17 protein-coding genes are annotated in these 21,155 nt (G+C 51.2%); 11 read left to right on the forward strand and 6 right to left on the reverse strand.

Annotated elements, in window-relative coordinates; genetic code table 11:
* Nucleotides 1–47: 47 nt before the first annotated feature.
* Nucleotides 48–263 carry a 50S ribosomal protein L31 gene (gene rpmE, locus ACX9GV_RS18645; protein ID WP_023490849.1) on the forward strand — a complete coding sequence of 72 codons (216 nt, stop codon included), beginning with the start codon at nucleotides 48–50 and terminating at the stop codon, nucleotides 261–263.
* 66 nt (nucleotides 264–329) lie between these two features.
* On the opposite strand, the gene metJ is transcribed toward rpmE, so the two are convergent.
* Entirely contained in the window at nucleotides 330–647 is a 318-nt protein-coding gene (gene metJ / locus ACX9GV_RS18650; RefSeq protein ID WP_023490850.1) for a met regulon transcriptional regulator MetJ, read from the reverse strand.
* 429 nt (nucleotides 648–1,076) lie between these two features.
* Here metJ and metB point away from each other — a divergent pair, with 429 nt between their 5' ends.
* From metB to metF, 3 genes are all read left to right on the forward strand, one after another.
* On the forward strand, nucleotides 1,077–2,237 hold the full coding sequence (metB, locus tag ACX9GV_RS18655) for a cystathionine gamma-synthase (RefSeq protein ID WP_023490851.1): 1,161 nt from the start codon (nucleotides 1,077–1,079) through the stop codon (nucleotides 2,235–2,237).
* Nucleotides 2,238–2,239: 2 nt separating this feature from the next.
* Nucleotides 2,240–4,675: a bifunctional aspartate kinase/homoserine dehydrogenase II gene (locus ACX9GV_RS18660; RefSeq protein WP_473196500.1), complete on the forward strand. Its 2,436-nt coding sequence runs from the start codon at nucleotides 2,240–2,242 to the stop codon at nucleotides 4,673–4,675.
* Between the two features lie 224 nt (nucleotides 4,676–4,899).
* Complete coding sequence (gene metF / locus ACX9GV_RS18665) at nucleotides 4,900–5,790, forward strand: methylenetetrahydrofolate reductase (protein WP_023490853.1); 891 nt, start codon at nucleotides 4,900–4,902, stop codon at nucleotides 5,788–5,790.
* Between the two features lie 74 nt (nucleotides 5,791–5,864).
* Here the strand turns inward: metF and ppc are convergent, their stop codons facing one another.
* Nucleotides 5,865–8,501, reverse strand: coding sequence for a phosphoenolpyruvate carboxylase (gene ppc / locus ACX9GV_RS18670; RefSeq protein WP_023490854.1), 2,637 nt, complete (start codon nucleotides 8,499–8,501; stop codon nucleotides 5,865–5,867).
* 311 nt (nucleotides 8,502–8,812) lie between these two features.
* Nucleotides 8,813–9,958 carry an acetylornithine deacetylase gene (argE, locus tag ACX9GV_RS18675; RefSeq protein ID WP_473196501.1) on the reverse strand — a complete coding sequence of 382 codons (1,146 nt, stop codon included), beginning with the start codon at nucleotides 9,956–9,958 and terminating at the stop codon, nucleotides 8,813–8,815.
* 217 nt (nucleotides 9,959–10,175) lie between these two features.
* On the opposite strand from argE, the gene argC reads away from it, so the two are divergent.
* The 4 genes from argC (at nucleotide 10,176) to argH (ending at nucleotide 14,825) form a co-directional block, all read left to right on the forward strand.
* On the forward strand, nucleotides 10,176–11,180 hold the full coding sequence (argC, locus tag ACX9GV_RS18680; RefSeq protein WP_473196502.1) for an N-acetyl-gamma-glutamyl-phosphate reductase: 1,005 nt from the start codon (nucleotides 10,176–10,178) through the stop codon (nucleotides 11,178–11,180).
* 122 nt (nucleotides 11,181–11,302) lie between these two features.
* The gene (gene argB, locus ACX9GV_RS18685; RefSeq protein WP_473196503.1) at nucleotides 11,303–12,076 is read left to right on the forward strand and encodes an acetylglutamate kinase; all 774 of its coding nucleotides are present in this window, start codon (nucleotides 11,303–11,305) and stop codon (nucleotides 12,074–12,076) included.
* 26 nt (nucleotides 12,077–12,102) lie between these two features.
* On the forward strand, nucleotides 12,103–13,320 hold the full coding sequence (locus ACX9GV_RS18690) for an argininosuccinate synthase (RefSeq protein ID WP_473196504.1): 1,218 nt from the start codon (nucleotides 12,103–12,105) through the stop codon (nucleotides 13,318–13,320).
* A 131-nt stretch (nucleotides 13,321–13,451) separates the two neighbouring features.
* Nucleotides 13,452–14,825 carry an argininosuccinate lyase gene (gene argH / locus ACX9GV_RS18695; protein WP_473196505.1) on the forward strand — a complete coding sequence of 458 codons (1,374 nt, stop codon included), beginning with the start codon at nucleotides 13,452–13,454 and terminating at the stop codon, nucleotides 14,823–14,825.
* A 36-nt stretch (nucleotides 14,826–14,861) separates the two neighbouring features.
* Here argH and ACX9GV_RS18700 read toward each other — a convergent pair whose 3' ends face one another.
* Nucleotides 14,862–15,188 carry a type II toxin-antitoxin system HicB family antitoxin gene (locus ACX9GV_RS18700; protein ID WP_023490860.1) on the reverse strand — a complete coding sequence of 109 codons (327 nt, stop codon included), beginning with the start codon at nucleotides 15,186–15,188 and terminating at the stop codon, nucleotides 14,862–14,864.
* A gap of 507 nt (nucleotides 15,189–15,695) precedes the next feature.
* Here ACX9GV_RS18700 and oxyR point away from each other — a divergent pair.
* Entirely contained in the window at nucleotides 15,696–16,613 is a 918-nt protein-coding gene (gene oxyR / locus ACX9GV_RS18705) for a DNA-binding transcriptional regulator OxyR (protein WP_473196506.1), read from the forward strand.
* Here oxyR and sthA read toward each other — a convergent pair.
* Entirely contained in the window at nucleotides 16,596–17,993 is a 1,398-nt protein-coding gene (sthA, locus tag ACX9GV_RS18710) for a Si-specific NAD(P)(+) transhydrogenase (protein WP_473196507.1), read from the reverse strand. The genes oxyR and sthA overlap by 18 nt on opposite strands.
* Nucleotides 17,994–18,197: 204 nt before the next feature.
* Between sthA and fabR the strand changes: the two genes are divergently transcribed.
* Both fabR and ACX9GV_RS18720 read left to right on the forward strand, forming a co-directional pair.
* Nucleotides 18,198–18,830, forward strand: coding sequence for an HTH-type transcriptional repressor FabR (fabR, locus tag ACX9GV_RS18715; RefSeq protein ID WP_037386761.1), 633 nt, complete (start codon nucleotides 18,198–18,200; stop codon nucleotides 18,828–18,830).
* Nucleotides 18,831–18,843: 13 nt separating this feature from the next.
* Nucleotides 18,844–19,203, forward strand: a complete 360-nt coding sequence (locus ACX9GV_RS18720) for a YijD family membrane protein (RefSeq protein ID WP_473196508.1) — start codon at nucleotides 18,844–18,846, stop codon at nucleotides 19,201–19,203.
* A 401-nt stretch (nucleotides 19,204–19,604) separates the two neighbouring features.
* Here the strand turns inward: ACX9GV_RS18720 and ACX9GV_RS18725 are convergent, their stop codons facing one another.
* Complete coding sequence (locus tag ACX9GV_RS18725; protein WP_473196509.1) at nucleotides 19,605–20,381, reverse strand: SDR family NAD(P)-dependent oxidoreductase; 777 nt, start codon at nucleotides 20,379–20,381, stop codon at nucleotides 19,605–19,607.
* Nucleotides 20,382–21,155 lie beyond the last annotated feature (774 nt).

The raw sequence follows: 21,155 nt of genomic DNA on the forward strand, positions 1-21,155 counted from the left end.
GGCGGAACACGGCTGGATAGCGACACGGCCTTAACTGAGGTTCCCCCATGCAAAAAGGTATTCACCCAAAATACGAAGAAGTTACTGCGAACTGCTCTTGCGGTAATGTGATCAAGATCCGCTCTACTGTGGGTCATAATCTGAACCTGGACGTTTGTGGCGAATGCCACCCGTTCTATACTGGTAAGCAGCGTGATGTTGCTTCCGGTGGTCGCGTTGACCGTTTCAACAAGCGTTTCAGCGTACCAGGCAGCAAGAAGTAAGTTTTCTTGCAGTCAGACAAAAGGCGCCTTTGGCGCCTTTTGCATTTTTGTCTGTTGGCTAGGCTATCAATATTCCCAGGTATCAGGATCTACCCCTAATTCACGCATCAGCACTTTTGCGACTTCCGGGATTTCATCACTCCGCTCTTTACGCAGATCTTCATCATCGGGTAATGGCTGACCAGTAAAAGCATGTAGAAATGCTTCGCATAGCAATTCGCTGTTTGTCGCGTGGCGCAGATTGTTGACCTGGCGGCGGGTCCGTTCATCAGTCAGGATCTTCAAGACCTTCAGCGGAATGGATACCGTGATTTTTTTTACTTGCTCGCTTTTTTTACCGTGTTCAGCGTAAGGGCTGACATACTCGCCGTTCCACTCAGCCATGGGACACCTTAAGATTTGTTTGGAAATTACAAAATTCTAAAAACCAGCCAATTATGCCCGATTTTCGTTGTTCTCACTCAATAAATATCAATTTTACACGACAAAGGTCATTGAATAGTATCGATGAAATCTCTATCCCACCGATACCCTTCATACTGCAAGGGGTCGTGGTGTTGGTTGCGTTATCTGGCTCATTCCTCGCGGGGGAGCGGCAGTACAGTTTAAAAACCGATTGCGCTTCTGTTCTGCAACCTGAATAAATCCGAATAGAAGTACAATATCCGAATAGAAGTACAATGTTAGCGGGTATTTTCTTTTTGCTCAATCTATACGCAAAGAAGTTTAGATGGCTAGATGTATTGACGTCTATTTCTGCTGGGGTTAATCTTTAGGCTTCATTCTCCCACTTTCCGAGAGCCGAGATACCCTATGACACATAAACCAGCCACGATTGCCGTGCGTAGCGGCCTGAACGATGATGAGCAGTACGGTTGTGTTGTCCCACCGATCCATCTTTCAAGTACTTACAATTTCATCGACTTCAACCAACCTCGTGCTCATGATTATTCACGCCGTGGAAACCCGACCCGTGATGTGGTGCAACGTGCGCTGGCAGAACTGGAAGGAGGAGCCGGTGCGGTGATGACGGGAAGTGGTATGTCAGCGATCCATCTGGTGACGACGGTATTGCTCAAGCCTGGTGACCTGCTGGTGGCACCGCATGACTGCTATGGTGGCAGTTACCGTCTGTTTGATAGCCTCAGCAAACGTGGTGCTTATCAGGTGTTGTTTGTTGATCAGAGCAACCCCGTTGCATTACAGCAGGCATTGGCACAAAAACCGAAAATGGTATTAATCGAAACGCCCAGTAACCCGTTATTACGCGTGGTGGATATCGCGGCAATCTGCCAAGCCGCACACCAGGTGGGGGCATTGGCGGTTGTCGACAACACTTTCCTCAGCCCTGCCTTGCAACAGCCACTGGCACTGGGGGCTGATCTGGTGGTGCATTCTTGTACCAAGTACCTGAATGGTCACTCCGATGTGGTGGCCGGCGCGGTGATTGCCAAGGATCCGGAACTGGCGGTGGAACTGGCTTGGTGGGCGAACAATATCGGCGTGACCGGGGCGGCATTCGATAGCTATCTGTTATTGCGTGGCATAAGGACTTTATCACCACGAATCAAAGCCGCACAGCATAATGCCGAAGCAATTGTCAGTTATCTGCAACAGCAACCCTTGGTTAAAAAGTTGTATCATCCTTCCTTGCCGGAAAACCCAGGCCATGAGATTGCCTGCCGCCAGCAGCGCGGGTTTGGTGCCATGCTCAGCTTTGAGCTTGATGGTGATGAGGCGTTGTTACGCCGTTTTCTCTCTGCGCTGCAACTGTTTACTTTGGCGGAATCACTGGGTGGGGTAGAAAGCCTGATCTCACATGCGGCGACCATGACCCATGCCGGGATGGCACCAGAAGCGCGCGCCGCTGCTGGCATTTCTGACAGTTTGTTACGTGTTTCTGTGGGTATTGAAGACAGCGAAGATTTGATTAGTGATCTGGAACAAGCCTTCCAGGCAGCGGCAACGAGGTAAGCATGAATGCAATTGCGGTAGCAGGACCGGTGAGTGGGCGGCAGCTACATAAATTTGGTGGCAGTAGTCTGGCTGATGTGAAGTGTTATTCACGGGTTGCCGGGATTATGGCGGAATATAGCCGACCTGGCGACCTGATGGTGGTTTCGGCTGCCGGTAGCACGACGAATCAACTGATCAACTGGTTAAAACTAAGCCAGAGTGATCGCTTGGCGGCACATCAGGTGCAGCAGACGCTGCGCCATTATCACAGTGAACTGATCAGGGGTTTATTACCACCTGAGCGTTCACAGCCATTGGTTGACGAGTTTATCCGCGATCTTGAGCGTTTGGCCATTTTGCTGGATGGTCACGTTGACGATGCTGCCTATGCCGAAGTGGTGGGGCATGGGGAAATCTGGTCTGCCCGGCTGATGGCCGCCGTATTGAACCAGCAGGATATGCAGGCGATATGGCTAGATGCCCGTGATTTCTTGCGCGCTGAACGTGCTGCACAACCGCAGGTGGATGAAGGCCGCTCTTATCCACTGTTGCAGCAACTGTTGGCACAGCACCCAGGCAAGCGCCTGGTGGTGACTGGCTTTATCTCGCGTAATGACGCCGGTGAAACGGTGTTGCTCGGGCGTAATGGTAGTGACTATTCTGCAACGCAAGTTGGTGCATTGGTGGGCGTAGAGCGGGTCACTATCTGGAGCGATGTCGCGGGTGTTTACAGTGCTGATCCGCGCAAAGTGAAAGATGCCTGCCTGTTGCCGCTGTTGCGTCTGGATGAAGCCAGCGAATTGGCACGTTTGGCAGCGCCGGTTCTGCATACCCGGACATTGCAGCCGGTATCTGGCAGCGATATTGATTTACAACTACGTTGTAGCTACCAACCTGAGCAGGGCTCGACACGTATTGAACGTGTGTTGGCCTCCGGTACTGGTGCCAAGATAGTCACCAGCCATGATGATGTTTGCCTGATTGAGTTCAGTGTCGCTCCGCAGCGTGACTTCAAGCTGGGGCGGCAAGAGTTGGAACTGGTGCTCAAGCGTGCACAGATAAAACCCTTGGCGGTGGGGCTGCACCCCGATCGTAGTCTGATCCAATTGTGCTATACCTCGGAAGTGGCGGGGAGTGCGCTGGACATCTTAAAGGCTGCGGGGTTGCCCGGTACCTTGCAACTGCGTGAAGGCTTGGCGCTGGTGGCGTTGGTCGGCGCTGGCGTTGGTAAGAATCCGCTGCATAGCCATCGCTTCTATCAGCAATTGAAAGATCAACCGGTAGAATTTATCTGGCAAGCAGAGGATGGCATCAGCCTGGTAGCTGTATTACGCCAGGGGCCCACCAGTCTGTTGATTCAGGGCTTGCACCAGACGCTGTTCCGAGCGGAAAAGCGCATTGGGCTGGTGTTGTTTGGCAAGGGTAATATCGGCTCGCGTTGGTTGGAATTGTTTGCTCGTGAGCAGACCAACCTCTCTGCGCGCAGTGGCTTTGAATTTATTCTGGCGGGGGTGGTGGATAGCAGTCGCAGTTTACTGGATTACCAGGGGCTGGATGCCAGCCGTGCGTTAGCGTTCTTTGACGAAGAAGCCCAGCAGTTGGATGAAGAATCCCTGTTCTTGTGGATGCGAGCACACCCGTTTGACGATTTGGTGGTCCTTGATGTCACTGCCAGTGGCAATCTGGCGGATCAGTATCTGGATTTTGCCAGCTATGGTTTTCATGTGATCAGCGCCAATAAACTTGCCGGGGCGTCCAGTGGTGCCAATTACCGTCAGGTGCGTGATGCGTTTGCCAAGACCGGGCGTCACTGGTTGTATAACGCCACGGTGGGTGCCGGGTTGCCGGTGAATTATGCGGTACGCGATCTGCGCGACAGCGGTGACAGTATCTTGGCGATCAGTGGTGTTTTCTCCGGTACCCTCTCTTGGTTATTCCTGCAGTTTGACGGCACGGTGCCCTTCACTGAACTGGTGGATCAGGCCTGGCAGCAAGGACTGACGGAACCGGACCCGCGGGCTGATTTGTCGGGGCAGGATGTGATGCGCAAACTGGTGATCCTGGCGCGGGAAGCGGGTTATGACCTGGAGCCTAACCAGGTTCGTGTTGAATCGTTGGTGCCAGCAGGTGCCGAGCAAGGTTCTATCGATCAGTTTTTTGAAAACGGCGATACCCTGAATCAGCAAATGTTGCAGCGTTATGAAGCCGCCAACGAAATGGGCTTGGTGCTGCGTCACGTGGCGCGTTTCGATGCCAATGGTAAAGCACGTGTGGGGGTTGAGGCGGTGCGACCAGAACATCCACTGGCTTCGCTGTTGCCTTGTGACAACGTGTTTGCCATTGAAAGCCGTTGGTATCGGGATAACCCACTGGTGATCCGTGGCCCAGGGGCTGGGCGCGATGTTACCGCCGGGGCCATTCAGTCTGATCTTAACCGTTTGGCACAGTTACTTTAAGTCGCCCTATCCGTCGTCATTCAAGCTGCCAGGGCTATCCTCGCCACTTGAATGATGGCGCTTGTGACCCCGAACATGAAATTTTTTCACATAGCGTGAGAATTAATCATCGTCTTACGCTTACTTTCCTGTTGACTCTTCAGGCAACATCCGGCATTTTCTCTTTAGACGTCTAAACGTATAGACGCTTATTTGGCGATATTGAGATAAGAGGCGGGCAGGGAATGAGTTTTTTTCACGCAAACCAGCGGGAAGCGCTGAATCAGAGTTTGGCAGAGTTAAATGGCCAGATTAATGTGTCGTTCGAGTTTTTCCCTCCGCGTACCAGCGAGATGGAAGAGACCTTGTGGCAATCGATTGATCGCCTGAGCAGCCTCAAACCCAAATTTGTTTCCGTTACTTACGGTGCCAACTCAGGTGAACGTGATCGCACCCATAGCATCATCAAAGGGATTAAAGAGCGCACTGGCCTGGTTGCCGCCCCGCACTTAACCTGTATTGATGCTACTCCATCACAGCTTATTGATATTGCCACTGATTACTGGAATAGCGGTATTCGTCATATTGTCGCTCTGCGCGGTGATTTACCCCCGGATAGTGGCAAACCTGAAATGTATGCTGCCGACTTGGTCACGCTGCTGAAAAGTGTTGGCGATTTTGATATTTCGGTAGCGGCTTATCCAGAAGTTCATCCAGAAGCAAAAAGTGCCCAGGCAGATTTGATCAACCTCAAACACAAAATTGATGCGGGTGCTAACCGTGCTATAACCCAATTTTTCTTTGATGTAGAAAGCTATCTGCGTTTTCGTGACCGTTGCGTGGCGACCGGTATTGATGTGGAAATTGTGCCGGGTATTCTGCCCGTCTCCAATTTCAAACAACTACAGCGCTTTGCCACCATGACTAACGTGCGGGTGCCAAACTGGATGAGCAGTATGTTTGCCGGGTTGGATGATGACCCGGAAACGCGCAAGATGGTCGGTGCTAATATTGCGATGGATATGGTGAAGATATTAAGCCGCGAAGGGGTAAAAGATTTCCACTTCTACACGCTTAACCGTGCGGAAATGAGCTATGCCATCTGCCATACGTTAGGGGTTCGCCCGGCGGTTTAAATCAACGCGGATATAACACTAAGAATACCCAAGGTACTGTAATGGCAGTACCTTGGGTTGAGATTGAGTATCACCTAGCCAGTGTTACGCATCCCGGCAGCAACACCGGCGATAGTGACCATCAGCGCCTGTTCAACTTGGGGATCCGGTTGTTCCAACTGGCGTGAGCGGTACAGCAGCTCTGCCTGTAGAACGTTGAGCGGATCGGTATAAACATTACGCAAGGCGATAGATTCAGCGATCCACGGTAGCGCTTCCATCAGATGATCGTCATTGGCGATGGTCAGCACGGCCTTGATATCGCTCTCCAACTGATCACGTAACTGTTTGCCCAATGGCCACAGCGACTTATCCACCAAGCGCTGATCATAGTATTCGGTCAACCAGAGATCGGTCTTGGAAAACACCATTTCCAGCATAGCAATGCGGGTAGAAAAGAACGGCCAGTCGCGGCACATGGCTTCTAACTGGTCTTGCTTGCCCGCTTTCACTGCTTCTTGCAAACCCGCACCTGCACCCAGCCAGGCTGGCAGCATCAGGCGATTCTGGGTCCAGGCGAAGATCCAGGGAATAGCACGCAGGCTTTCTACGCCGCCGTTCGGGCGCCGTTTTGCCGGGCGCGAACCCAGGGGCAGCTTAGCTAGCTCCTGCTCTGGTGTTGCCGCACGGAAATAGGGGACAAAATCCGGATTTTCACGCACATAACCCCGGTACATTTTGCATGAAGTCTCGGACAGTTCGTCCATTAATGTGCGCCATTCTGGCTTGGGTTCCGGTGGCGGCAGTAGGTTGGCTTCCAGAATCGCACTGGTATACAGCGCCAGACTACTGATGGTGACTTCAGGCAGACCGAATTTAAAGCGGATCATCTCCCCTTGTTCGGTAACACGTAAGCCACCTTTTAGGCTGCCTGGTGGTTGCGATAGCAGTGCAGCATGTGCCGGCGCACCGCCACGGCCAATGGAGCCACCGCGACCATGGAACAACGTCAGGGCGACGCCTGCTTTTTCACAGGTTTTGATCAGCGCATCCTGTGCCCGGTATTGCGCCCAAGAGGCGGCCATTACCCCGGCATCTTTCGCGGAGTCGGAATAACCGATCATCACCATCTGCTTGCCCTGAATAAAGCCACGATACCAGTCAATATTCAGCAACTGTGTCATGACATCGTCGGCATTGTTCAGGTCGTCAAGCGTTTCAAACAGTGGCGCGACGGGCAGAGCGAATGGACAACCGGCTTCTTTCAGCAGCAGATGCACCGCTAATACATCAGACGGGGTGCGCGCCATCGAAATGACATAAGCGGCAATGGAACCTTGTGGTGCTTCGGCGATCACTTTGCAGGTTTCCAGTACTTCCTTGGTTTCGCTGCTGGGTTCCCATTTCAAAGGAATCAACGGGCGCTTGGAGCTTAACTCACGGATCAAAAATGCCTGCTTATCGGCTTCTGACCAGCTTTCATAATCCCCTAGCCCCAAATAGCGTGTCAGTTCGGCGAGGGCTTCAGTGTGGCGAGTGCTTTCCTGGCGAACATCGATACGAACCAGCGGGACACCGAAGCAGCGCACGCGGCGTAACGTATCCAACAGTTGGCCGTTGGCAATGATGCCCATGCCACAGGCGACCAATGAGCGATAACAGGCATATAACGGTTCCCACAATTGCTCATTGTTTTCCAACAGGTTGTGCGGGCGCAGAACACGTTGACCTTTCAGGCACTCTTCAAGGTAGTCCTGAGTGCTCATCAACTGGCTGCGTAGTTGTTTCATTAATTCGCGGTAAGGTTCTTGTACCTCGTCACCACCCGCCAGTGCACGCAACTCTGGCGTACATTCGGTCATCGATAGCTCGGAAACCAATACCTGAATATCACGAGTAAACAGGTCACAGGCTTTCCAGCGGCTTAATAACAGCACATGGCGAGTGATTTCAGCAGTAACATTGGGGTTACCATCGCGGTCTCCCCCCATCCAGGAAGTGAATCTGATGGGAACCGCTTCTACTGGCAGGCGGTAATCAATGGATTTTTCCAACTGTTCGTTAAACTCGCGCAAGAAAGCGGGTACGCCTTCCCACAGACTGTTTTCCACCACAGCAAAGCCCCATTTGGCTTCATCAACCGGTGATGGGCGATTTTTACGCATTTCATCAGTATGCCAGGACTGTGCCACCAATTGGCGCAGGCGGCGCATGATTTTATTGCGCTGATAGTCGGCCAAATCGTTATGGTCCAACTGACTGAGACAGGTGTTAACCTCAACCAGTTTGTGGATCAGGGTACGACGGGTAATTTCGGTTGGGTGAGCGGTCAACACCAATTCGATGGAGAGATCAGCCACCGCATTCTGTAACTCTTTGTCGCTGATTTTTTTGTCTTTCAGCCGAACAAACAGTTGAGCCAAGGCTTCTGGGTTGCTGAGGGCTTCACCATGGGGCGAAATACTATGATATTGCTCAGCAACGTTAGTCAGATTCAGGAATTGGCTGAAAGCACGAGCAACGGGCAGCAGTTCATCATTAGACAGGTTTTGTAGCGTCGATAACAGCTCCTGACGATGGACTTCACTACCTGCACGTGAAGATTTGGACAGCTTACGGATAGTTTCAACCCGATCGAGAATATGTTCACCCAGCGCTTCTTTAATCGTATCGCCGAGCAATTTGCCGAGCATACTGACATTACTGCGCATTGCCGAATATTGTTCGTTCATATGACCCTGACCCACTCCTCTGTAAACTCATCATCTCCTGGCTATGGCGTTACTGCCTTCCGCCTGAAAGTATTGAGTACATAATTTTCATCTTGTAAGTAAATTTCACGTGTCTGGTGAAGACAACTCACTTCATCGTGCCACGTGCTGGCCTAATCATTAATTGACACTATTTTTAGCAAAAAAACATAAAAATCAGCGTATTTTCTGAAATTTAATTACAGCCCATCGGTTATCAGTTTGGCTTATCACCCGACGAACTACCTCTTTAGATGTAAATAATGGACTGTTAGTTGCTGTTTATCCATTAGTTATTGTTGGCAAAAATGGTCGACCAATTCTGCTAGCAACCTACGGGTTGGCTCAATAAACGCCATATCAAGATATTCGTCAGGTTGATGCGCTTGGTTGATCGAACCCGGCCCTAACACCAGCGTTGGGCACACATTTTGGATAAACGGCGCTTCGGTACAGTAGTTAACCACTTCGGTACGGGAGCCGAGCAACTTCTCAATGACCGCGACCATGTGGTGGTCGGTAGGGCATTCATAACCCGGAATGGGCGGATGCAGTTCATCAATGGTTAAACGGCCCGGCCAGCGTTGGATGACGGGATCCAGTGCCTGGTGTAGCAGCTCGTTGATGTTATCCAGTGTCATACCGGGTAATGGGCGAATATCCATATGTAATTCGCAACAGGCACAAATACGGTTGGCCGCATCTCCGCCGTTGATATGACCGAAGTTCATGGTTGGATAGGGCACGGCAAAGGCGGGATTGTGGTAGCGCTCCTGCAGTGTCTTGCGTAATGTCATCAGATGCCCGATGGACTCATGCATCAGATCGATGGCATTCACGCCACGAGCCGGGTCGCTTGAATGACCAGACTGACCCACGATGCGGATCGCATTGGAAATATGGCCTTTATGGGCACGTACTGGTTGCAGAGATGTCGGCTCGCCAATAATGGCAAAGTCTGGGCGGATTTTGCTCGAGGCGGCAAAATAACGGGCCCCGGCCATGGTGGTTTCTTCATCTGCCGTAGCCAGAATATACAGCGGCTTAGTCAGTTTTCCGGGGTCAATATCGCGTACTGTATCGAGCACAAAGGCAAAGAAGCCTTTCATATCGGCAGTACCCAGCCCATAAAGCTTGTTGTCGTGTTCGGTTAAGGTAAAGGGGTCGCGTGTCCAGCGGCCCTGGTCATAGGGTACGGTGTCGGTATGACCGGCCAGCAGCAACCCACCGGGGCCTTCCCCCATACTTGCCAACAGGTTGAACTTGTTGCGGGTGTCTGGCACCGGTTGTACATCGACACGGAAACCCAGATCGCTAAACCAACTGGCCAGTAAGTTGATTAATGTTTCATTACTCTGATCCAGGTCAGCATCGGTGGCACTGATCGATTCTGTGCTTATCAGTGCCCGGTACAACTCAATAAATGAGGGTAATTTCATCTTCACTGTTGACAGCCTTTGGTTAGGGTAGTATCAATATTCATGCATTTATTCTGAATAAAAATACATTAAATAAGAGCGTAAAGGAAACGACGCCTGGATGTTGTTCAAAACATCAACGCTCAACCATCGGGGTGACCGGCACAATTATGCGCTTAAACCCTGCGACCAGAGTCACCCATGACTCTTACTGTTAGCCAAGAAGGTGAAAGGCCACATGTTGAATACGCTGATTGTTGGTGCCAGCGGTTATGCCGGAGCGGAGCTTACGGCTTACCTGAATCGTCATCCACATATGAACATAACCGCTTTAGCGGTTTCAGCGCAAAGTGCAGATGCAGGAAAATTACTTTCTGACCTGCATCCTCAATTAAAAGGTATCGTTGACCTGCCATTGCAACCCCTGGTTGACCCTGCCGCTGCCGCAAAAGACATTGATGTGGTTTTCCTGGCTACCGCCCATGAGGTGAGCCATGACATCGCCCCCATCTTTCTGGCGGCAGGGTGCGTGGTGTTCGATCTCTCCGGTGCATTCCGTGTACAGGATCGCCAATTCTATAGTCAATATTATGGTTTTCAACACCAGCATGAACAGTGGCTGTCTCAGGCAGTTTACGGTCTGGCGGAGTGGCAGGGTGAAAAACTCAAACAGGCACAGCTGATTGCAGTACCTGGCTGCTACCCGACCGCAGCACAATTGGCCTTAAAACCGCTCATTGATAAACAACTGCTGGATCTGACGCAATGGCCGGTGATCAATGCCGTCAGCGGCGTGAGCGGTGCGGGCCGTAAAGCCAGTGTCGCCACCAGTTTCTGCGAAGTGAGCCTTCAGCCTTATGGCCTGTTTAACCATCGTCATCAGCCAGAGATAGCAACTCATCTCGGGGTGCCGGTGATCTTTACCCCCCATTTAGGGAGTTTCCCGCGCGGAATTTTGGCCACCATCACCTGCCGCTTGAAAGCCGGTGTCACCGCACAAGATGTGGCAGCGGTTTACCATGGGGCCTACGACGATAAACCGCTGGTACGGTTGTATGACCAAGGCATGCCAGCGCTGAAATCTGTGGTGGGGCTACCGTTCTGTGATATTGGTTTTGCTGTTCAGGGTGAGCATCTGATTACCGTGGCAGCAGAGGATAACCTGTTGAAAGGGGCTGCGGCGCAGGCGGTGCAGTGCCTGAATATCCGTTTTGGGTTCCCGGAAACCCAGTCATTAATCTAATATTTACCCCATAGGCGTTCAGTTGTCGCCAAGTCGCCACGTTAACCGTGGCGCCGAAATTTTGACGGCAGTGACACCGCGTGGCAACTTGTAAGAGAGAGTATAAGCGTGAGTACACAGCAATGAATCCATTGATTATCAAATTAGGTGGTGTGCTATTAGACAGTGAAGAAGCGCTGGAGCGTTTGTTTACTGCGCTGGATACCTACCGTCAGGAGCATCAGCGCCCGCTGGTGATTGTCCATGGCGGTGGTTGCCTGGTGGACGAGCTAATGAAACAGCTCTCTTTGCCGGTGGTGAAGAAGAACGGTTTGCGCGTTACACCGGCTGAACAAATCGATATTATTACCGGTGCGCTGGCGGGTACTGCCAACAAAACCCTGCTGGCATGGGCGCTGAAGCACAAAATCAACGCTGTGGGTTTGAGCCTGGCAGACGGTGGCAGTGTGGCGGTTACGCAGTTGGATCCTGAGTTGGGCCATGTGGGGCAAGCGTTACCGGGTTCGCCGGTGCTGCTCAATATGTTGCTCACGGCGGGTTACCTGCCAGTGATCAGCTCTATCGGTATTACTGCCCAAGGCCAACTGATGAATGTGAACGCTGATCAGGCGGCGACCGCTCTGGCAGCCACGCTAGGGGCTGATTTAATCCTGCTGTCAGATGTCAGTGGCATTCTTGATGGTAAAGGGCAGCGCATCGCAGAAATGACGGCGCAAAAAGCTGAACAACTGATTGATGAAGGCATTATCACCGATGGCATGGTGGTGAAGGTCAATGCGGCTCTGGATGCGGCACGAACACTTGGCCGCCCTGTGGATATCGCTAGTTGGCGCAATGCTGAACAACTTCCAGCTTTGTTTAATGGTGTGTCGATTGGCACCCGGATCCTCGCTTAAATTTAGAATTGAAAGGGAATAACACAATGCAAAACCAAGGTATCAAGAAAATTGTTCTGGCGTACTCCGGTGGTCTGGATACTTCAGCGATCATTCCATGGCTGAAAGAGAACTACGGTGGTTGTGAAGTGATCGCTTTTGTGGCGGATATTGGCCAGGAGCGTGGTGATCTGGAAGGTGTTGAGCAGAAAGCGTTACAGTCTGGTGCTTCAGCGTGCTATGTAGTTGATCTGCGTGAAGAGTTTATCCGTGATTATGTTTATCCGGTATTGCAGACCGGGGCACTGTATGAGGGCAGCTATTTGCTGGGTACCTCAATGGCGCGCCCGATCATTGCTAAAGCTCAGGTCGAACTGGCGTTGAAAGTGGGTGCAGATGCGCTGTGCCATGGTGCAACCGGTAAAGGTAACGACCAGGTGCGTTTCGAAACCACCTATACCGCCTTGGCACCTCAACTGAAAGTGGTGGCACCGTGGCGTGAGTGGAACCTGCGTTCCCGTGAAGCGCTGCTGGATTATCTGAAAGAGCGTAATATCCCGACTACCGCCTCACTGGAGAAAATCTACAGTCGTGACGAAAACGCCTGGCATATCTCTACGGAAGGTGGCGTGCTGGAAAGCCCATGGAATGCTGCGAATAAGGATTGCTGGGTATGGACTGTGGACCCACAGGAGGCACCAGATCAACCGGAGCAGGTGACGGTGACGGTTGAAAAAGGTTGCGTAGTGGCGGTCAACGGTGTGGCGATGAGCCCATACAAATGTTTGGAAACCCTCAATGTAGTGGGTGCCAAACACGGTGTTGGCCGTATTGATATCGTTGAAAACCGCTTGGTGGGCATTAAATCCCGTGGTTGCTATGAAACCCCAGGTGGCACCATTATGGTGGCGGCCCTGCGTGGCATTGAGCAGTTGGTTCTGGATCGTGACAGCTTTAAGTGGCGTGAACAGCTGGGCCTGGAAATGTCCTATGTGGTTTACGATGGCCGCTGGTTTGCTCCGTTGCGTCGCTCCATTCAGGCTTCTGCACAGGCGTTAGCGGAAGAAGTGAATGGTGAAGTGGTGCTGCAACTGTATAAAGGCCAAGTCACGGCAATTCAGAAAAAATCAGCCAACAGCCTATACTCGGAAGAGTTCGCGACCTTTGGTGAAGATGAAGTTTACGATCACAGCCATGCGGGCGGTTTTATCCGTTTATTCTCTCTCTCTTCACGTATTCGCGCGTTGAACGAGAACAAACGCTAATCTGCGATGAGAAGGGCGCACCGATGGGTGGTATTCGTCACTGGTGCGCCAGGTTATAAAGAATCACATTAATAGCAATATCAGGGGCGCACAGGCTGCGCCCTTGCGCATACTTAAACAGGGGCAAGATTATGGCACTTTGGGGCGGACGGTTCAGTCAGGCGGCAGACCTGCGGTTTAAACAACTCAATGATTCTCTGCGCTTCGACTATCGCCTGGCGGAACAGGATATTGTGGGTTCCGTTGCCTGGTCAAAGGCGTTGGTGACCGTCAACGTACTGACGGCAGCAGAACAACAGCAACTTGAACAGGCACTGCAGGTGCTATTGAAGGAAGTACAGGCCGACCCTTTGGTGATCCTCAACAGCGATGCTGAAGACATTCACAGCTGGGTAGAGCAGAAGCTGATCGAGCAAGTCGGTGATCTGGGCAAGAAACTGCACACCGGCCGTAGCCGTAATGACCAGGTAGCGACGGATCTGAAACTATGGTGTAAACATCAGGTCGGTGAGTTGCATCAGGCGATTATACAATTGCAGCAAGCGCTGGTGATGACGGCGGAAGCCAACCAGGATGCCGTGATGCCGGGCTATACCCACTTGCAGCGTGCACAACCGGTGACTTTTGCCCATTGGTGCCTGGCTTATGTTGAGATGTTGGCGCGCGATGAAACTCGCCTGCAGGATTGCCTGAAACGTCTGGATGTCAGCCCATTAGGCAGTGGCGCTTTGGCCGGAACTGCCTATCCCATCGACCGTGAACAGCTTGCGGGTTGGATGGGTTTTGCTTCTGCTACCCGTAACAGCCTGGATAGTGTTTCTGACCGTGATCATGTCCTGGAGCTGCTGTCTAATGCGGCCATCAGTATGGTGCATCTGTCGCGCTTTGCTGAAGACCTGATCTTCTTTAATAGCGGTGAAGCGGCATTTGTCGAGCTTTCAGATCGTGTGACCTCGGGTTCATCCTTGATGCCACAGAAGAAAAACCCGGATGCGTTGGAGCTGATCCGTGGTAAATCTGGCCGTGTGCAAGGTGCCTTGACGGGCATGATGATGACGCTTAAAGGCTTGCCGCTGGCTTATAACAAAGACATGCAGGAAGATAAAGAAGGGCTGTTTGATGCGCTCGACACCTGGATGGACTGTTTGCAGATGGCAGCGTTAGTGCTGGATGGTATTCAGGTAAAACGCGCTCGTTGCCAGGAAGCGGCACAGCAAGGTTATGCCAATGCCACCGAGTTGGCTGATTATCTGGTTGCCAAAGGTGTGCCGTTCCGCGAAGCGCACCATATTGTTGGTGAAGCAGTGGTAGAAGCGATTCGTCAGGGGAAACCGCTGGAAGATTTGCCGCTGGCTGACCTGCAAAAATTCAGCAATGTTATTGGCGATGATGTTTATCCGATTCTGTCGCTGCAATCCTGCCTGGATAAACGAGCAGCCAAAGGTGGCGTTTCTCCTTTACAGGTTGCCAGTGCCATTAGCGAAGCTAAAAAGCGTTTGTTTTAAACTGAGTTGAGGCAGCGTATTGCTGCCTTGAGGGATTTATCCGGCAAGCCGTGCGCACAGATAGCGATTTAGACTAACGCCTTCTTCCATGGCGCTGGTGGCCAAGCGCCGGTGCTGTTCCGGCGTCAGGCGCAGTACCAGTTTGCCACTGAAATTTTTCTCTGCTAGCGCTTGCGGTGGTGTTTCGCCGTTGGTGGCCATGTCTGTTATCACCTGTGCCACTAGCTGTTCAATACCATCCAGCGCGGCGGTGCGGGTTGAAGCCAACCAAGACAGAGAAGGGAATTCTGTACATAACCCAACGTATTCGCCGTCTTCTGCTGACCAGGTGATCCGGTAAGTATAATGCTCATGTATTTCCATGTTGTTCCTCCAATCTGACTAATGCAGCTATCACCTGCCTGACTTGATAAACCTTTGCCATACCGCTGTCCGCACGTTGGATGTTAACTCGCGGATCCCCCGGCCATGGCATGCTGTAAACCTTGTGACTACCACTACTCATCCGTGGAGCGCCAAACCAACGGTTGCAGATTTTTACCAATTCATGAAATTTGATATTGGCCTGCCGTTGGCGAAGACATCTCGATGATGTTGCTAAGTTCTTTCATCCACACACCCTTATGATAATATCACTATTAGTATCACAATAAAAGTCTACGGATAAAAATGACGGCTGAATAAGCGTTCGGCAACGGCTGGGCAATTAATCTGCTGTGTATTACGCAAAAAACGCGTGGTGGGGGCCTGGTATTAAGGCGAGAGAATTCTCACCCGTGTTCTTCTTGATTTTCTCCTCGCTCTTTTGATAGTTAAAATCATTTGTTATCATTCTATTTATCGCTATTAACTATCACTCGCGGGGAAACCATGAATATTCGTGATTTGGAGTATCTGATCGCTTTGGCTGAGCACCGCCACTTCCGGCGGGCGGCGGATTCGTGCCATGTCAGCCAACCCACGTTGAGTGGGCAGATCCGTAAACTGGAAGATGAACTGGGTGTGATGCTACTTGAGCGGACCAGTCGCAAAGTGTTATTCACTCAGTCGGGGTTACTGCTGGTGGAACAGGCGCGTACTATCCTGCGGGAAGTGAAAGTGCTGAAAGAAATGGCCAGCCAGCAGGGTGAAGCGATGTCCGGGCCAATACATATTGGCTTGATCCCCACCGTGGGGCCGTATCTGTTACCACACATTATTCCGTTGTTGCATAAAACCTTTCCCAAGCTGGAAATGTATCTGCATGAAGCGCAAACCCACCAATTGCTGGCGCAACTTGATAGCGGCAAGTTGGATTGTGCCATTCTGGCGTCGGTAAAAGAGACCGAAGCATTTATCGAAGTCCCCTTATTTGATGAGCAGATGAAGTTGGCTATCTATGCTGATCACCCCTGGGCAGGGCGTGACCGTGTTGCGATGGCCGATTTGGCGGGGGAGAAACTGCTGATGCTGGAAGATGGCCACTGTTTGCGTGATCAGGCGTTAGGCTTTTGCTTTCAGGCGGGGGCAGATGAAGATACCCACTTTCGCGCTACCAGCCTAGAGACATTGCGTAATATGGTGGCGGCGGGCAGTGGCATTACCTTGTTACCCGCATTGGCGGTGCCGCGCGAGCGTGAACGTGATGGTGTTTGTTACCTGGATTGCGACCAACCGAAGTCGCAACGTACCATTGCGCTGGTGTATCGCCCGGGCTCCCCGTTACGTAGCCGCTACGAACAGTTAGCCGAGGCGATTCGCGAGCATATGCAGCACTATCTCAGCACGGTTTTAGAACAGACGATTTAAACCGTTGAGTGCGGCCACGCGATAGGCTTCAGCCATGGTGGGATAGTTGAAGGTGGTGTTAACAAAATACGCAATGGTATTACCTTCACCTTTCTGTTCCATGATGGCCTGGCCGATATGAATGATCTCTGCCGCTCGTTCGCCAAAACAGTGGATGCCGAGGATTTGTAGTGTTTCCCGGTGGAACAAGATCTTTAGGCTACCCACATTCATCCCGGCAATTTGTGCACGCGCCAAATGTTTGAATTGTGCCCGGCCGACTTCATACGGGACTTTCATGGCGGTGAGTTGTTGCTCGGTTTTCCCGACAGAGCTGATTTCAGGAATGGTGTAAATACCGGTGGGGATATCTTCGATCAAATGCCCGTGCCCTTCGCCACCAGAAATGGCTTGTGCGGCGATGCGGCCTTGATCGTAAGCGGCAGAGGCCAGGCTGGGATAACCGATGACGTCACCTACGGCGTAAATATGGGGCACTGCGGTTTGATACTGGTTATTGACCTTCAGCAGGCCACGGCTATCGGATGTTAACCCCACGTTCTCCAACTTCAGTGAGTGGGTATTGCCGGTACGGCCATTGGCGTAGAGCAGGCAATCCGCTTTCACTTTTTTGCCGGATTTGAGATGAACAACCACGCCGTTATCGGTGCCTTCGATCTGATCGAACTCTTCGTTGTGGCGGATCACCACGCCGTTATTCCAGAAGTGATAAGAAAGAGAGTCCGACATTTCCTGATCGAGAAAGGCCAGCAGGCGATCACGGGTATTGATCAGGTCCACTTTTACGTTCAATCCACGGAAAATTGAAGCGTATTCACAGCCAATCACGCCGGCACCATAGATAATGATATGGCGTGGTTCGTGGTTCAGCTCCAGAATGGAATCGCTGTCGTAAATACGGGGGTGCTTAAAATCGACGTTACTGGGGTGGTAAGGGCGTGAACCACTGGCAATGACGATATGGTCAGCGCGAAGGATATCTTGTGAGCCATCCTGATATTTTACGCTGATGGTATTAGCATCGATAAAGCAAGCATCACCGGCAAACAGTTTGCATTGGTTACGTTCGTAAAACCCTTGGCGCATGCGTGTTTGTTGGTTAATCACGTTGTCTGCGTGGTGCAAGATATCAGGAAAGGTGGCACTGAGTGTGCGGGCGTTGTTGTAAAGTGGGTTCTGGTTGAATTCGATAATGCGACTCACCGCATGGCGCAGGGCTTTGGAGGGGATGGTTCCCCAGTGAGTGCAGCCGCCACCGACGTTACTGTATCGTTCCACCACCGCTACGTGGGCACCTTGCTTCACCAGCCCCATTGCGGCACCTTCACCGCCAGGGCCTGAGCCAATAACAATGGCATCAAATTGATAGTTTTGTTGCATGTTAGCGTGACCTGTCTATACAAAAAAACAACCTTATCTTAACATTGTGAGCGGCTATCCCCAAGTTGATTCAGATTGAGTGCAGGTTGCAACTTGGGATCTAGCGGGCATAAAGCGCGTTTGTTAAATGCGCCGATGATAAATTTGCTATATTGCCAGTTCAGCAGGGTGAGATTTAGAGAATGGAAGTATTCGGATATGCATATAGGCATCAGAGCACAACAAAAAGAACGGACGCGTCGGTCGCTCATCGAGGCTGCCTTTAGCCAGCTCAGTGCCGAACGTAGTTTTGCTAGTCTAAGCCTGCGCGAGGTCTCACGAGAGGCGGGTATTGCCCCCACCTCGTTTTATCGCCATTTTCGTGATGTGGATGAGCTGGGGCTGACCATGGTGGATGAAAGCGGCCTGATGCTGCGCCAGTTAATGCGCCAGGCACGCCAGCGTATTGCCAAAGGTGGCAGCGTTATCCGCACCTCGGTGTCTACTTTTATGGAGTTTATTGGCAATAATCCTAATGCATTCCGACTATTGCTGCGTGAGCGCTCGGGGACATCGGCGGCATTCCGTGCTGCGGTGGCACGAGAAATTCAACATTTTATTGCTGAACTGGCCGATTACCTTGAGCTGGAAAACCATATGCCCCGTAGTTTTACCGAAGCACAAGCGGAAGCGATGGTTACCATTGTGTTCAGTGCCGGTGCGGAAGCGTTGGATATTGATAGTGGTCAACGGCGTCAGCTTGAAGAACGATTAGTGTTGCAATTGCGGATGATTTCAAAAGGCGCCTGTTACTGGAATCGCCGCGAACAGGAAAAAGTCTCTGTATCCCAAGATTAACAAGGTGAAAACGATGGAAAAACCAAACTGTGAGAATGGCACATTATTGCTGGCTTTAATTACTGGTTTGTCGATGAACGGCTCTTTTGCTGCACTATTTAGTTCAGTGGTGCCGTTTTCTCTCTTCCCATTGATTGCGTTAGTGCTGGCGGTGTATTGCCTGCATCAGCGCTATCTGAACCAGCCGATGTTGGAGGGGATGCCCAAACTGGCTGCCGCTTGTTTTCTGTTAGGTATTTTCGGCTACAGCACCATGATACGTGTGCAATTTCCACAGATAGGTTCCAACTTTATCCCCTCTATTCTCTGCGTAGCACTGGTATTTTGGATTGGTTTCAAACTAAAGACACGTAAAGTGCCAGAAGCAGATTAGTCGCAACGATGTTATACCTGTTACCAATGAAGCTGCAGGGGTGTTAGCTACCGTTATTCGCCTTTTCCCTGAGGTTCACCCTGCGGGGCAGCATTGTCGCGTGACTTGGCCCATTTGGGCCTCGTCCATTCGCAGTCAGCGCTGTTCAAAACACATGCATTTTTTCCTGTAACTTCATTGAACTTGTTTATATATCAACGAGTCAGTACCAGCCGATTGACTTTTTTGTTGTACAACTGATTACTCGCCTTTTTCTAATAAGACACCCGTATGTGGTGGAGCAGAAGCAGAGTGGGTTTTCGCTAGCACTGTCCGGTGCGGTGGACAGTGCAGTGAATACGACGGTCATCAACGGCAATGATGAAGATTGGGTATCTCCATTTTTGTTGGTTTAAGGCGAATTATGGTGCTATTTGTCCGCCATTAACGTCGAGGATTTGTCCGGTGATATAACCACTGCAGGCGTGTGAGGCAAAGAACAGGAATGCTGGGGCTACCTCCTCGGCGTAGCCAAAGCGGCCCATTGGGATACTCGCGGCAATTTTAGCGCGTAGCTCATCGCTCTTACCGTCGTGGAACGCAGTGTCAATTGTGCCCGGAGCGACAATGTTGAAACGAATACCATCCGCGGTGAACTCTTTTACCCAGTTACGGTGGACGTCATGTAGCCATGCTTTAGACGCGGCATAAATCCCGGCACCAATGCCACCACCTTCACGTCCGGCAATTGATCCGGTGCTGATCACGCAGCTGGTTTCCTGGCGAGCTTTGGCAGAGGCACGCAGATGAGGAATGGCAAATTTAGTCATCATCAGCGCAGAGCGGGCATTAAGATCCATCACGTGCTCATAGAATGCATCATCAATGGCTTCCAGATTGGCGCGTCCACCCAATCCCCCGGCATTATTCACCAGCACATCCAATCCCCCGAAATGCGCGACAAAGGCGTCGACCAAGCGGCTGCATTCATCGGTACGGGTAATATCGGCCTGGAAAAATACCACTTCTGCACCGTTTTGGCGCAGTTGGGTTAATGTTGCCTCCAGATCTGCCGAGGCGGAGTGGCTGTTGATGCCCACTTTGGCTCCCTGTCTGGCAAAGGCCTTAGCCGCAGCCAGACCCATGCCGGCGGTGGAGCCAGTGATTAGTACGCGCTTATTTTTCAGGTCGGTAAACATAGTTACTCCCTTGTTTTGCAGTATTAAGAAGAGGAGCTACGGCACAGGACGTAGCCAAATAGAATCATGGTGGCAGCATTGAGCAGGAACAGCAGGTGTTCCCATAATCGATTGAGAGTCAGCAACAGCATGCACAACCTTATCGCGTCCGACCGTGCTCCAATGGGTGATAGTGAAAGAGTGCAACGGGCCACAAGCCACCGAACCTAGTCTGACGTTTTGCGAATAAACACGCTAAAGAACAGCACTACGATAATTGGGGACGAGGCCAGCGTAGCGACCAGGAGTCATCAATACGAAGTACACCGCTATCACAGTAATGTTGATATCCATTATGTTGACACCCACAACGAATCTCATGAGACGATGCATTATTTGTCATTTAGTATGACTAATAAATTTTTTATAAAGCATTTTGCGATCGACTTCAAATTTTTCGCTTTTATACCCAAGTTCAATCAAGTTGCAGGGCAAAACGCAGTGTGTTTTGAACAGCGCTTGCGCTGGCCCCAACGGGCTGAGTCTGAGGGAAAAGGCGAATAACGGTAGCCAACAACCCTGCAGTTTCATTAGTGACGGGTATATATGGTTTAACTTGTGATACGCAATGAGTTATTGCACGCTTTGTTGAAGAAAAACTGCAACTAGTATGACTAAATGGTATTTTTTAATTCAAGGCGATGCAAAAAATCCGGATAAATTCAACATAATTGCCCTCGGGCGGTAATCACGGCACCCGGGTATGCTACACTGGCCCATAATTAATTCGGTAAA

The sequence above is a fragment of the Serratia sp. 25CWL12 genome (genome assembly GCF_055790885.1).

Coding starts and splice junctions, on each gene's coding strand:
- rpmE (WP_023490849.1), top strand. CDS start 48: ATGCAAAAAGGTATTCACCCAAAATACGAAGAAGTTACTGCGAACTGC.
- metJ (WP_023490850.1), bottom strand. CDS start 647: ATGGCTGAGTGGAACGGCGAGTATGTCAGCCCTTACGCTGAACACGGT.
- metB (WP_023490851.1), top strand. CDS start 1,077: ATGACACATAAACCAGCCACGATTGCCGTGCGTAGCGGCCTGAACGAT.
- ACX9GV_RS18660 (WP_473196500.1), top strand. CDS start 2,240: ATGAATGCAATTGCGGTAGCAGGACCGGTGAGTGGGCGGCAGCTACAT.
- metF (WP_023490853.1), top strand. CDS start 4,900: ATGAGTTTTTTTCACGCAAACCAGCGGGAAGCGCTGAATCAGAGTTTG.
- ppc (WP_023490854.1), bottom strand. CDS start 8,501: ATGAACGAACAATATTCGGCAATGCGCAGTAATGTCAGTATGCTCGGC.
- argE (WP_473196501.1), bottom strand. CDS start 9,958: ATGAAATTACCCTCATTTATTGAGTTGTACCGGGCACTGATAAGCACA.
- argC (WP_473196502.1), top strand. CDS start 10,176: ATGTTGAATACGCTGATTGTTGGTGCCAGCGGTTATGCCGGAGCGGAG.
- argB (WP_473196503.1), top strand. CDS start 11,303: ATGAATCCATTGATTATCAAATTAGGTGGTGTGCTATTAGACAGTGAA.
- ACX9GV_RS18690 (WP_473196504.1), top strand. CDS start 12,103: ATGCAAAACCAAGGTATCAAGAAAATTGTTCTGGCGTACTCCGGTGGT.
- argH (WP_473196505.1), top strand. CDS start 13,452: ATGGCACTTTGGGGCGGACGGTTCAGTCAGGCGGCAGACCTGCGGTTT.
- ACX9GV_RS18700 (WP_023490860.1), bottom strand. CDS start 15,188: ATGGAAATACATGAGCATTATACTTACCGGATCACCTGGTCAGCAGAA.
- oxyR (WP_473196506.1), top strand. CDS start 15,696: ATGAATATTCGTGATTTGGAGTATCTGATCGCTTTGGCTGAGCACCGC.
- sthA (WP_473196507.1), bottom strand. CDS start 17,993: ATGCAACAAAACTATCAATTTGATGCCATTGTTATTGGCTCAGGCCCT.
- ACX9GV_RS18720 (WP_473196508.1), top strand. CDS start 18,844: ATGGAAAAACCAAACTGTGAGAATGGCACATTATTGCTGGCTTTAATT.
- ACX9GV_RS18725 (WP_473196509.1), bottom strand. CDS start 20,381: ATGTTTACCGACCTGAAAAATAAGCGCGTACTAATCACTGGCTCCACC.